Source organism: Pseudoalteromonas sp. NC201, assembly GCF_002850255.1.
GTDB lineage: Bacteria > Pseudomonadota > Gammaproteobacteria > Enterobacterales > Alteromonadaceae > Pseudoalteromonas.
In genome coordinates, this window is record NZ_CP022522.1 from 2,738,863 (window position 1) to 2,751,720 (window position 12,858).

Annotated in this window: 8 protein-coding genes; 5 read left to right on the forward strand and 3 right to left on the reverse strand. The window is 46.3% G+C overall.

Features of this window, described 5'->3' with window-relative positions:
* Window positions 1–335 precede the first annotated feature (335 nt).
* Window positions 336–1,490, forward strand: coding sequence for a prephenate dehydratase (gene pheA / locus PNC201_RS11805; protein ID WP_102057158.1), 1,155 nt, complete (start codon window positions 336–338; stop codon window positions 1,488–1,490).
* 314 nt (window positions 1,491–1,804) lie between these two features.
* Here the strand turns inward: pheA and PNC201_RS11810 are convergent, their stop codons facing one another.
* Both PNC201_RS11810 and PNC201_RS11815 read right to left on the reverse strand, forming a co-directional pair.
* The gene (locus PNC201_RS11810) at window positions 1,805–4,645 is read right to left on the reverse strand and encodes a discoidin domain-containing protein (RefSeq protein ID WP_102057159.1); all 2,841 of its coding nucleotides are present in this window, start codon (window positions 4,643–4,645) and stop codon (window positions 1,805–1,807) included.
* 144 nt (window positions 4,646–4,789) lie between these two features.
* Complete coding sequence (locus PNC201_RS11815; RefSeq protein WP_102057160.1) at window positions 4,790–7,774, reverse strand: TonB-dependent receptor; 2,985 nt, start codon at window positions 7,772–7,774, stop codon at window positions 4,790–4,792.
* A gap of 384 nt (window positions 7,775–8,158) precedes the next feature.
* Here PNC201_RS11815 and PNC201_RS11820 point away from each other — a divergent pair, with 384 nt between their 5' ends.
* Both PNC201_RS11820 and PNC201_RS11825 read left to right on the forward strand, forming a co-directional pair.
* Window positions 8,159–8,905, forward strand: a complete 747-nt coding sequence (locus PNC201_RS11820; RefSeq protein ID WP_010606704.1) for a copper homeostasis protein CutC — start codon at window positions 8,159–8,161, stop codon at window positions 8,903–8,905.
* Window positions 8,902–9,762: a BadF/BadG/BcrA/BcrD ATPase family protein gene (locus PNC201_RS11825; RefSeq protein ID WP_102057161.1), complete on the forward strand. Its 861-nt coding sequence runs from the start codon at window positions 8,902–8,904 to the stop codon at window positions 9,760–9,762. The genes PNC201_RS11820 and PNC201_RS11825 overlap by 4 nt, the downstream gene beginning before the upstream one ends.
* Here PNC201_RS11825 and PNC201_RS11830 read toward each other — a convergent pair.
* Window positions 9,742–10,476 carry an AraC family transcriptional regulator gene (locus PNC201_RS11830; RefSeq protein ID WP_102057162.1) on the reverse strand — a complete coding sequence of 245 codons (735 nt, stop codon included), beginning with the start codon at window positions 10,474–10,476 and terminating at the stop codon, window positions 9,742–9,744. The two genes, PNC201_RS11825 and PNC201_RS11830, sit on opposite strands and share 21 nt — an antisense overlap.
* Before the next feature lie 157 nt (window positions 10,477–10,633).
* Here PNC201_RS11830 and PNC201_RS11835 point away from each other — a divergent pair, with 157 nt between their 5' ends.
* Window positions 10,634–11,794: a Gfo/Idh/MocA family protein gene (locus PNC201_RS11835; protein ID WP_102057163.1), complete on the forward strand. Its 1,161-nt coding sequence runs from the start codon at window positions 10,634–10,636 to the stop codon at window positions 11,792–11,794.
* A 7-nt stretch (window positions 11,795–11,801) separates the two neighbouring features.
* Window positions 11,802–12,857, forward strand: a complete 1,056-nt coding sequence (locus tag PNC201_RS11840; protein WP_102057164.1) for a sugar phosphate isomerase/epimerase family protein — start codon at window positions 11,802–11,804, stop codon at window positions 12,855–12,857.
* Window position 12,858 lies beyond the last annotated feature (1 nt).

A 12,858-nucleotide genomic window follows, 5' to 3' on the forward strand; every position in this document is an offset into this window, starting at 1 on the left:
GCCTGAATATACCAGAATATTTTTCGACTCGCCAATAAGTTACGTTTGATTAACGTACTTAACTCACTGAGATTGGACACTTATCTACCAAATAACATAGGTTTTTGCGCATACGTCCAAAGTAGTACTTGTTTTCTCGTTTAGTTCTATGCTAATAATGTATTCAGTTTCAAAGTAAGGTTTGAATAAATGAATTTCATCACACGCAACAGCAACACATATTTCTTTTTTAGCTTCTTTAGGTGAAGAGGCTTGACTGTTCGCGAGTGAAAAAGAATAGCTAAGCCTCCCAACTTCGGGAGGCTTTTTTTTTGGCTAAATGGGAGTGAGGACCTATGACACAAAATACATTAGATGCCCTTAGGCATGACATCAATGAGATAGATTCAGAATTACTGATTTTACTGGCAAAGCGACGTCGCATTAGTCATGGCGTGCTGGAATATAAGATTACCAACAACAAACCTATCCGTGATGAAGCACGTGAGCAGGCATTGCTGGAGAAACTGATCCGATATGGTAAATCTCTGGGTCTTGATGCCTTTTATATAAACAGCGTTTTCCAAACTATCTTAGAAGACTCTGTATTAAACCAGCAAGCCATGCTGCAAAAGAACTTAAACCCCGATGCCGTAGGTGATACACACCGCGTTGCCTACTTGGGTGGACAAGGCTCTTATAGCCAGCTTGCTTGTCATAAATACTTCAGTCGTCGTCCCGGTAAGCTTGTGGAAATGGGTTGCCAAAGCTTTGAGCAAATCACCGAGCAGGTAGAGAAAGGCCAAGCTGACTTTGGTATCTTACCTATTGAAAATACCAGTTCAGGCAGTATCAACGAAGTATTCGATTTATTGCAACATGCGCAAGTATCTATTGTGGGCGAAGTAACGCATACCGTAGAGCATTGCCTCCTGGCTTTGCCAGACACAGAATTACAAGCGATCGACAAAATTTATGCGCACCCTCAACCTTTTGCCCAGTGCAGCCGTTTTATTCAAGGTCTTGGGGATATTCAGCATGAAACTTGCGACTCAACCTCTAGTGCATTAAAGCAAGCTGCAGAGCACCCAAATAGTGCCGCGATTGGCTCTGCACAAGCTGGTAAAAATATGGGTCTAGAAGTGGTGAAGTCTGGCCTTGCGAATCAGACCGAAAACCATAGCCGCTTTATTGTGGTAGCAAGAAAAGCACTTCAAGTGTCTACTCAAATTCCAACGAAAACCAGTTTAATTATGGCCACCAAACAGCAAGTAGGCTCACTTGCTGACGCGCTGATGGTATTTAAACAGCACAATATCAATATGGTTAAGTTAGAGTCACGCCCAGTACCTGGTAACCCTTGGGAAGAAGTCTTTTATGTAGATTTGCTTGCCAATATTGCAGACTCACAAGTCCAAGTAGCACTTGAAGAATTAAAAGACCATACCCAGTTTGTACGCTTGTTGGGCTGCTACCAAAGCGAGTCTTTGCAAGCAGTAGAGGTATTATAATCCCAATTTGACTCAATACTTGCTCAATTTGAGGGATTAAATCTGACGCTAGCTGCGTTAAAAATTTCTCATTTAGAGCAACTAAATAGCAAAATTTTTGCCTTGCCTACACGGAGGTAGGTACCTTGGCGATAGCAGGACGCGGTAGCGGGGCTATCGACAAGATTTTCTTGCCTCAAAATAGACCACTTAATTAAGTAAATTGGCATAATAAATCATACTAAGTCACTCTCATTGAGAAAAATAAAAAGCCAGAGCGCAAATCGCATTCTGGCTTTTTTGGTTGAGATTTATTTAACCTTAGGTTATTCAGGCTATTTGCCGCTAAGGCCTAGGAGCTCGATTTCTGAGATCTGTACTAAGCCATCGTTATTCGCATTTTTGCTAATATTTAGACGATAACTGCTATAGGCAAAAGCATTGGAGAAAGTAAACGCTCTTCGTTGTAAGCGCTCATCCCAGCTTTCTCCCACCCAAACCGCAACTTCTGTCCACGTCTCACCGCCATCATTAGAACCCAGTAACTGGAAGTTTTCGGGATCGCGTTCTGGTGCATCATTAGCACTGGTGATAGCCAAACCACTCACAATCTGTGGCGCAGTAAAATCGGCTTGGATCCAAGATGGTGATTCCTCTGTTGGCGGGCCTTGCCACTCATTGTGATCTAGCCATTTTGTCTCGGTATCATTATCAAACGCTTTTTGTTCACTTTCTGCATCTCCAATACGATTACGCGCGGTGAAGCTTGTTCCAGCCAAGTCAGACAAATCTTCAAGTGCATACTGAGGTCCAGCGAGTTCAATTTCGGCTATTTGCACTAATCCATCATTGTTCGCATTTTTACTGATAGACAAGCGATAATGTGAGTAAGCCAAGCCATTAGCAAACGCGAAGGCACGACGTTCAAAACGCGATTCAAACGATTCCCCTACCCAAGTATTTAATACTTGCCACACTTCCCCATCGTGAGATGCTAAAAGTTGGAAGTTTTCAGGGTCACGCTCCGGTGCATCATTGGCGCTAGTAATGTACAAAGTATTTACCGCTTGCGCTTGCGGCAAGCTAACTTGAACCCAAGCCGGATTTTCAACAGTGGGTGGCCCCTGCCAGTCGTTGTGATCGAGCCATTTAGTCTCAACATTTTTATCAAATGCTTGCGCTGCGCCCTCTGAATCACTAATGCTAAAACGCGCCGAGTAACTCGCACCTTGTACTTGTGCATGATCTAATCCAGAGATTTCTGGCCCGATTAATTCAATCTCAGCAAGCTGCATCAGGCCATCATTATTTTTGTTCTTGGTTATCTCAAGACGATAGCTTTGGTATGGCAATTGATTCGCTACCGCAAAGCTTTGGCGCTCCCCTCGCGCTTCAAAAGATTCACCAACCCAATTACTCAACTGCTGCCATGTAACCCCGTTATCGTTAGAGCCAAACAAAGCAAAGTTCTCAGGATCTCGCTCTGGTGCATCATTGGCGCTCGTTATCGCAAGCTGATTAACCGCCACCGCCTCATTAAAGTCTACTTGGATCCATGAAGGCGCTTCGACGGTAGGCGGGCCTTGCCAATCATTATGATCTAGCCACTTAGTAGTTGGATCGTTATCAAATGCCTTATCCTGGTTTTCCCCCTCACCGATACTATTGCTTGCCGTGACCGCAAACGTCTCAGTATCCGTATGGTCAACGCTCGGATAAACCGGCCCAACAAATTGAATTTCTCCAATTTGCAGTAAGCCATCGTTATTTTTGTTCTTTGTCACTGCAATTCGGTAGCTTGTATACTTTTGCGCATTGCCAAATACAAAGCCTTGACGTTCAAAGCGCGCTTCAAACGACGCCCCGACCACATTACCCAAATTAACCCAACTCGCGCCCTCATCGTTAGAAGCTAATAAAGAGAAGTTTTCAGGGTCTCGCTCTGGGGCATCATTAGCACTGGTAATGTAAACACCGCTAATTGCTTGTTGAGTGGGAAAATCCACCTGGATCCAAGACGGCGCTTCCTCAGTAGGTGGCCCCTGCCAGTCATTGTGGTCAAGCCATTTAGTTTGTGTATCGCCATCAAATGCTTTGTCTGCACTCTCAGCATCACCAATAGCATTTCTTGCTGTGATAGTGGCACCTGATGTCACGACTTGCTGCATCGGTCCCGTGGATACCGGTTCATCAAATAATGGTAACGCTAAGTCCATAATACTATCGGCACTAAGATCTAGCTGCGCAGTTAATGGGTGAGCTTGAAGCGCGTTGTAAATTGGCAATCGAAGCGCTTCAAGTGCAACTTCATCACCGCCAAGTGCGGCGCTAAGATTGCTAGCTGAGTCGCTTAAGACGCCTTGCAAAGAACCTTGCTCGTCAAACTGTGCAAACGCGGCATTGAATAGAGAAAGCTTTTGCACACTTTCGGAAACATATGTCATCTCGCAACTTTGCTCACCAGAGTCAGAGGTTGCGCAAGTTTCTCCTAATTCAAAATTCGTTAATTGATCAGCGCTAACCACAGGTAACTCAAAAACATTGATGTTCCCGGTTTGCCAGCCAAGGGCCCGAAGCAATAACGCAGACATCTCCACTTTTGCCAATGCCATTAATTCGGGAGTAGAGACATTACGCCCCTCAGCAATTTGCTGCTCTACCAGCATGGTTGCTAGTGTCGTCAAGGCGTTGATTTGTATGGTAGCATCAGCACTGCCATCGGCATTTGAACCAAACGGCACGGCGACATGACTCAAGGTAGCCAAAGTCACACCAGCAATGTAATCGCCACTTACCTGCTCCCCAATTCCTACTGAGCCACAGCGACTGGCGTCGCAGCGCATCTGCGAGCCTTCACTCGTTGTGGCGGTCACTTTAATGGTGGAATTAATGCCAAACCCGGCTTTACCCGTCAGTTCAATAAACAACTCCCCCGATTGACTGGTTGCCGAGTTCTCATCCATCATCATGCTAGAGCCATTGAGCGCCGTCACCGAAATGCGGGCTTGGCTCAACGCGCCTTTTATCACTGAACCTGATACTTCTGCCGTCGTCACAGCAGGGGTTACTGGCACTTCTTCAACTTTTGGGTCATCGCTCCCGCCGCCACATGCAGCCAATAAACTGCTAACGGCAATGAGCGGGATCGCATTTCTTATTTTATTTAACGTTTTCATATTTATCCCTTCTTACATATCAACCAACTCGTGTGACTAGGCTGATATAAACGCACCACAAGCAGGTGATAACCCGTGATATTGTTTCTCGTTGTGCTGACACGACTTCACCCTGTTTGCATTACTTTATGGTTATCGCCAAAGTTAAAATCGATAGGTGATCCCGGCATAGTAGCGCTGCCCGGTGTAGCTGCTGCTGCGCAATCTCGCTTTAGAATCTTCACCATAAAAGGTTCTCGGTTCTTCTTTGGTTAGGTTGATCACAGACGCGGTTAGGATCAGGTTTTCCATCAAGTTATATGAAGCGTTCACATCAACTTGTTGGTATGGTTCCTGATATACAGTGAGCCCGTCAGCAAGCCCCAAAGCGGTTTCTCCTCGGCGGTTATATGATGCTCTGACACTAAAGGTGTCATTCTCGTAATAGGCGGAGAAGTTAAATTGATTATCGGCACTGCCAACAAGCGCAGACTCACCGACCTTTTCACCGTCTACGCTAATGTCTGCCTGATTGGTATCGTTTAGGGTGTAGTTAACGTTGAGACCAAAGCCATTGTCGAAAGCATGTTGTGCAAACAGCTCTACTCCCCGAGAGGTTGCGTTTGTACCATTGGCGGTGGTGGTAAACGGCGTGACGGTAATATCACCCGGCGGTACAATTTCAACACCGGTAAAAGGGTTATCAAAGCCCTCAAACGGCCTTACTGAGGTAATAATCAAGGGCACGATAAAGTTATCTACGTCTTTGTTGAATACCGCAATGCCAACCGCAGATCCTTCGCCATAATAATACTCCGCAGATAAATCCATCTGTACCGATTCAAATGGTTTTAGCGCCTTGTTACCACCTGAGCCGCGCCATCCTGGCTCCACAGGGTTGCCTCTAAACTCGAGCCTGTCGTCTGCCCATTCTTGAGAGATAAAGGTCAGCTGCTCTGGTGCCCCCATGTCGTTGAACGGAGCTCGAGACATCGTTTTGGCGATAGCACCACGTATGACAAGATTGTCGCTGGCATCCCAAACAATATTGAAGCTAGGCAAAAATTGCGAGTCGGTTACGGTACGCACGGTGGTGGTTTCAACGTCAATAAGGCGCTCATCACCTAAAATATCCTCTTCGGTGACATCATCAATGTCATCTAAAAAGTAGTTAATTTTATCCGACGACATAATCTGCGTTTCGGTCTCGACATAGCGTACCCCGATGTTTCCTCTAAAATCTCCAAAAGAAAAATCGGCCTGTAGATAGGCGGCCATGATCTCTTCTTCTATGTCGAACACAAAATCAGGCTCACGGCGCGTGTGCTTAACATATTCACTGGTCACGATTTCGCGGTATCGATCCCAATTGATCGTGGGCATCGCATTCACTTCAAAACCGCCTGGGATATTTTGTTCAGACGTTGCATTCAAAATATCCTCCAGTTTTGGCATACCCCCAATCCACTGATAAGACACTTCATCAATGGCACCTTGACTAAATGGATCTAGCTCGCCACTGGCAATTCTGTCAGCCCCATCTTGAGTAATGAAGAAGGTGTTGTTGGTTTCGCGGTGTAGTGTTGCTTTACGATATTTAGCACCGACGCGCAGCGTATCAACGATGCCGTACCCGACGCGATAATCAAGGTCTAACTGAGCATAGTCCTCTTCTAAGTCACTGACGACAAAGCTTGAACCTGTCGAACCCGGATCGGGATCGCCGGCAATACCAGCCTGAAGGTTAGACAACAAAGCGGGATCAGCGTACAGCGACACTCTGTCACCTAATCGCCACCCTGCAAATGAAGCGGCGTTTTCAACCTGCCCGGAATCGCTGCGACTCGCAGGTTGGCCGCTTTTATACGCCGCACTCCAAGATTCTGAAGGGCCACCGCTGGCTTCAGTGTGACCAAATTTACCGCGTAAGTCATATAAGTCACCGGCATACTCAAAGGCGAAGTCGTAGGTATCCGAGGTATCTTTTTCTACCGTATAACTACCAATGATCCAAGGAAATTCAAGATTCCCTTCAGTGCCACCAGCGCCACTGGTAAAGTCCATGCCAGTCACAATCGTACCGGTTTCGTCTAGAGTAATACCGGTAAGATAATCTGGGTTGTACTTCCATTCTGGGATCCACATTTGTGACGTGGTGCGATTTTGCCCAAGCTCAAAATGAAAATGATTGAATGTTAAAGATAAATCGTCTATTGGACGCCATTGAATGGTGGCTTGTAGCCCCTGACGTTCACGTTTTTCTTTGGTTACCCCAATACCTGCAACTTGCGGTGCCCAAACACCATCATAAACGTTACCATAAGCATCTTCTAACGCTGCAAATCGACGTGTACTATCAGCAATCACATTGCCCGCCGTGTCCGTTGCTTGCAAGTCTGAACTCGTTGCCCAACGCCAACCGCCACCGCCCGACATATCACCGCCTAAAGAACGGTTGGTACGGTCTTGTTTAGTATAACCAATTAGCAAGCCAAAGGTTTCTTCTTCGTTCTTCCAAGAATAAACGCCGCTAAAATTAGGCTCGTACTCTTCAGTCACATCAGCGTAGGTATATTCAACATTCAACGCCCCAGAATTTGCCTCCATATCCAGCGGTTTCCGGCTGTGTAGAATAACCGTGCCGCCAACCCCACCTTCATCTAAACGCGCCTCAGAAGACTTAAACACCTCAACCGATTGCACCATGGTAGAAGGCAACAAAGAGTAACTAAAAGAGCGCGACGGCGAGCCCGGAGAAGACGCGATAAAGTTGCCGTTTAACTGCGTAAAAGTAAGATCAGAGGAAAGACCACGAATACTGACGTTTTCCCCTTCCCCGCCACTACGAGAAATCACCACACCGGGTACGCGTTGCAGTGAATCCGCCACATTTTTATCGGGAAACTTGCCAATGTCTTCTGCTGTAATGGCATCCACAATCGCGTTTGATAAACGCTTAATCGCCAAGTTTTCGGCCATAGATGCGCGGATCCCACGCACCTCAATCGTTTCGATTTCCTGCGCTTCCTCTTTTTCGGTTTCTTCAGCCATTGCCCAGTTAGTAGCTGATAACATAGCGAGGACCAGTGCAGACTTGCTAAATTGCCGTGACCTTCCTGTCACATGGCGTCTGTTATTATTATTGGCCATTCCTATCTCCAAGTTTTTTATAATTTGTAAAGCCACGACGTCCCTTGCTGCTCCATGACGCATGACTTTGTGACGACCCTTTTTTGTTTCCCTATAGGGGTTAATGGTTTGTGAAACACTCGTTCAGAATAGGAGCGCTCTACAAAAAGTGATAATAGAATTTCGGTTTGCACTAAGACAAAATCGGCGTTTAGGTCAAAAAAAGATCCAATTTCAATTTCCTTGGTTTATAGTCTGATTAACATAAAAACTCATTATTAGTTTCTATATTAGGCAATTTAAAAACGTTCCAAACACGTGTAACCAAATGTTTTTATTGAACTAATTAAATATTCAAAACCAAGCATTTTAAACTTTAAAATTATTCAACTTCAAGAGTGAAATATGAATTCGGCAAACTATTCAGGTAAAAACTTGGAAATATGCCTCAGCAGCGATAATCCTCATTTGTTGCAGCGAAATGCACAAATTGCTTTTGCATCAGGTGCAACAAGGATAGAGCTCTGTGGTGTTCTGAGTTGCGGTGGCTTGACCCCAAACCCGACGGCGATAGCGGCAGTTGCCCAGTATTTACCAAGCTTTGGCGAATGTATTGTGATGTTACGCCAAGCACCGCATTTTTTTATTGATGACACCATGCTCTATCAGTTACAAAAAGAGATAGATGGCATTGCTTGCGCGGGTGCAACCGGTATTGCGCTTGGTTTTATCGACGACAATCAGGAGATAGCGGCTGACCACTGTAGCGCACTCATTGCCACGGCAAAATCCTTAGGCCTTTCTGTCACCTTTCATCGCGCCTTTGATGCCGCTGCAAACTGGCAGCAGGCAGCCGAGACGCTGCTAGAGTTAGGCGTTGAGCGGGTCTTAAGCGCCGGCAATACATGGCAAAGTGGTAAAGGCGCAGCGTTTGGTACCAGTCAGCTCATTGCCTTACTGAAAAAACTCAATGCTGAAATCGAAGTGGTGATCGGTGGAGGGGTCAACACGAAAAACGCCGCGGATCTTTGGCTTTTAAGTGAATTTGGTCCACTCTCTCTACATACTCACTCTGGCGTGCATCATGGCGATGAAGTTTGCCCAAGGCTAGTTAATGCAATACTCACCGGATCAGAAAAGGCAATACAATGACAGCATCGAAGCTATTTTTAGGGATTGATGGTGGCGGTACGAAATGTAAAGTCCGCCTCGAGGATCAACATGGACAGCTCCTTGCCGAGGCCACCAGCGGCCCTGCAAACATAGCAACATCAATACATCAGGCCCAAGAGTCAATGTTGAGCGCAACAATGACAGCGCTGACAAACGCAAAAATCCCCCACCACGATATTGCCAACATCAGTGCTTTTGCAGGACTTGCCGGCGCGAATGTCACGACGGCTTGTGAGGCGATGCAGCAATGGCGTTCCCCTTTTGCACGTTTTCAATTTTCAACCGATGCACACATAGCTTGCCTTGGTGCGCATCAACACGAAGATGGCGGTGTAATCATTCTTGGCACCGGATTTTGCGCGGGTCTGGTGACGCATGGACAATTTAGGGAGTTCGGCGGCCACGGATTATTACTCAGTGATGGTGCAAGTGGCAGTTGGATCGGTTTGAGTTTAGTGAAGCATGCCATCGAGGTGCTTGATACACTGTCCCCTAGCAGTCTGATGATTGAGTCGTTTTTGGCTGCCATGAATTGCCACAGTACCGAACAGCTAGTCAAACTCACGCTAAACGCCACTCCCCAGTATTTTGCCCAGTTTGCTCAACATGTTTTTGCTACGCCAAACGATCCCTATGCTGAGCAAATCTTAAGTAGCGCGGCACGGTTTATTGAGCGTTATGTCCGTCATTTGCAGAGCTTAGGGGCACATAAAGTCGCGTTAGTTGGAGGCATTGCCACGCCCATTCGTCCATGGTTAGCTTCTGAGTACGCAGATACGCTGGTGACACCGGCATTACCACCAGAAGTCGCAGCGTTAACGCTCGCTCGACGTTAATTCCTTACGTAATTGCGACGGGATTTCACCAAATAAACGACGAAACTGCTTGCTAAAATAACTTGGCTCTGAAAAGCCACACTGATAAGCGACTTGTGATACTGGTAAACGTGTTTCGACCAATAATTTACGGGCATTTTCCAATCTCACTTCGTTGATAAATTGATTGGGAGTTTTGGCTAAATGCTTTTTAAATCTACGCTCCAGTGCGCTTACCGACAGGTGAGCAAGTTCCGCCAATTCTTCGATACAAATATGACGATGGTAATGTGCCCGAATAAATTCAACGGGCGCTTCAATGGCTCTTACGTGAGACAACGCCTTTGACGTTTTCGCTAGATGTCGTGTAACACCATAAGTGCCCATAATCGCATTCTCGCCATCAAGTAACACTTTTTTTGACGTGGAAAACCATGCCAATTCCCCATTTGCGGTTTGATTGAGTTCTAATCTATCCGTCACGATAAAGCCTTCCATCACTCGTTTATCATCGTTAACGTATTGGAATGCCAAGTGTTGCGGTGAAAAGTCAAAATCGGTTTTCAGTAAGATTTGATCTAGGGTTTTATAGCCCTGATGTTCAACAAAGTGTTGGTTCGCATACACTATTCTACTTTTTGTATCTTTGACCCAAAAGAGGATGTCTGGGATCAGATCAAATGCTGCAATCAATTGATTTACGCCAGCTTTATTCAATATTGTTTGCTCTTCCATTGCCCTACTTACCGCCTTTTTATAATTATAATAATTTATTTTAAACGCCGATTTTATTGCATTGTCAACCGAATTTTTATTATCACTTTGGCGCCTCTGTTACCTATTATCAATAACATCAGATTAACTTACCTCGATAACTCGACGGAGCTAAACGATGGACAATAACAAAATCCGCATGGCCATGATCGGTGGTGGAGAAGGCGCTTTCATAGGTGCAGTGCACCGCATAGCCGCGCGTTTAGATGGTCAAATTGAACTTGTTGCAGGCGCATTTAGCGCCGATCCAAACAAAAGCCTAGCAATGGGCCAGCAACTCGGGCTTAACCCAACACGTTGCTATGCCAGCTACCAAGCACTCTTACAACAAGAGGCGGAACTACCAGAGTCGGAGCGCATCCACTTTGTTGCCATCGTGACCCCAAACCATTTGCATTTTCCGATTGCCACAGCCGCGATCGAACACGGCTTTCACGTCTTGAGTGACAAGCCAGCAACGCTCAATTTATCTGAGGCCCAGCGTCTACAAACACAGCTTCAGAAGAGCAATTGCTTGTACGGATTAACACACACCTATACCGGCTACCCAATGGTGAAAGAAGCACGCCACCGCATCGCAAATGGCGAACTTGGCAAAATACGCAAAGTCGTCGTTGAATATAGTCAAGGATGGCTTGCAAGTGCTGATGACGAAAACAGCAAGCAAGCCAGCTGGCGACTAGATGCAAGTAAGTCTGGCGTGAGTTGTTGTATGGGCGATATCGGTGTACACGCAGCGAACCTCGCCGAATATGTGAGTGGCTTGGAGATAGAGGCGCTTTGTGCGGATTTAAACACGGTTGTGTCCGGCCGACAGCTCGACGATGACGGCACAGTGTTACTGCGCTTTGGCAACGGTGCAAAGGGCGTGTTGATGGCAAGCCAAATAGCACTTGGCGAAGAAAATAATCTCACCTTAAAAATCTATGGTGACAAAGCCAGTATCGAATGGTCGCAAATGGAGCCTAATAGTTTGTGGTTACGTGCGGCAAACGCCCCAGCTCAGTTGATCCGCACAGGAGTGGGTTCACTTAGCCAAGCAGCCATTAGCGCAACTCGTGTGCCAGCCGGTCACCCTGAGGGATATCTGGAAGCATTTGCAAATATCTACCTTAACTTCGCCAGCCTTATTCGTGCACACCAGCTGCAACCCGATGTGCAGCACGAAGAATTTGACGTGCCAAGTATTAACGCTGCAGTCCGTGGCATGGCATTTATTGAAAACGCGGTCGCAGCTAGTGCAAAAGACACTAAGTGGCACCCCTTTACCATTGGATAAAATAAGAATGAAGCAAATTAAAGGACCCGCTATTTTTCTCGCGCAGTTTGTCTCGGACGAGGTGCCATTTAACAATTTTAATAGTATTTGCCAGTGGGCAAGTAACCTAGGTTATAAAGGTATTCAGCTACCAAGTTGGGAACAGCGACTGTTCGATCTGCAAAAAGCCGCTGAAAGCCAAGATTATTGCGACGAGATCACTGGTATTGCTGCAGAGCATGGCCTTACTATTTCAGAGCTATCAACCCATTTGCAGGGTCAATTAGTGGCGGTGCACCCAGCTTATGACCAAATGTTTGACGGCTTTGCACCAGCAAAAGTGCATGGCTCGCCTCAGGCTCGTATGGAGTGGGCAACCGAGCAGCTAATGTTAGCGGCCAGTGCCAGTGCTAAGCTTGGGCTAACTAGTCACGCAAGCTTTTCTGGCGCCTTGCTCTGGCATACCTTTTACCCCTGGCCACAACGTCCAAATGGCTTGGTGGAACAAGGGTTTGAGGAGCTCGCAAAACGCTGGTTGCCTATTTTGAACCGCTTTGACGAGGTTGGTGTGGATGTCTGCTACGAGCTTCATCCAGGTGAAGATCTACACGATGGCGTGACTTTTGAGCGCTTTTTAGCGGCGACGAATAATCACCCGCGAGCCAATATTCTTTACGATCCAAGTCACTTTGTTTTACAGCAATTGGACTACTTAGCGTTTATCGACATCTATCATGAACGTATCAAAGCGTTCCATGTAAAAGATGCCGAATTTATCCCCAATGGCCGCTGCGGTGTTTACGGCGGATACCAAGGATGGCAACAACGGCCAGGACGGTTTCGTTCATTAGGTGACGGACAGGTCGACTTTAAGAAAATATTTAGTAAGTTAACACAGTACGGTTTTGATGGTTGGGCTGTATTGGAATGGGAGTGCTGTATTAAGCACCCTGAAGATGGGGCCAAAGAAGGTGCCGAATTTATCAAACAGCACTTGATAAGACCAACCGAAAAAGCCTTCGATGATTTTGCAGGAAGTAGCACCGATACCGAACGCAATAATCAAATCCTCGGCATAAAATAAA

What these genes read in the sequence shown, in the direction of transcription:
- PNC201_RS11810 (WP_102057159.1), bottom strand. Translation starts at nt 4,645, where the DNA reads ATGAAAACGTTAAATAAAATAAGAAATGCGATCCCGCTCATTGCCGTT.
- PNC201_RS11830 (WP_102057162.1), bottom strand. Translation starts at nt 10,476, where the DNA reads ATGGAAGAGCAAACAATATTGAATAAAGCTGGCGTAAATCAATTGATT.
- pheA (WP_102057158.1), top strand. Translation starts at nt 336, where the DNA reads ATGACACAAAATACATTAGATGCCCTTAGGCATGACATCAATGAGATA.
- PNC201_RS11840 (WP_102057164.1), top strand. Translation starts at nt 11,802, where the DNA reads ATGAAGCAAATTAAAGGACCCGCTATTTTTCTCGCGCAGTTTGTCTCG.
- PNC201_RS11815 (WP_102057160.1), bottom strand. Translation starts at nt 7,774, where the DNA reads ATGGCCAATAATAATAACAGACGCCATGTGACAGGAAGGTCACGGCAA.
- PNC201_RS11820 (WP_010606704.1), top strand. Translation starts at nt 8,159, where the DNA reads ATGAATTCGGCAAACTATTCAGGTAAAAACTTGGAAATATGCCTCAGC.
- PNC201_RS11835 (WP_102057163.1), top strand. Translation starts at nt 10,634, where the DNA reads ATGGACAATAACAAAATCCGCATGGCCATGATCGGTGGTGGAGAAGGC.
- PNC201_RS11825 (WP_102057161.1), top strand. Translation starts at nt 8,902, where the DNA reads ATGACAGCATCGAAGCTATTTTTAGGGATTGATGGTGGCGGTACGAAA.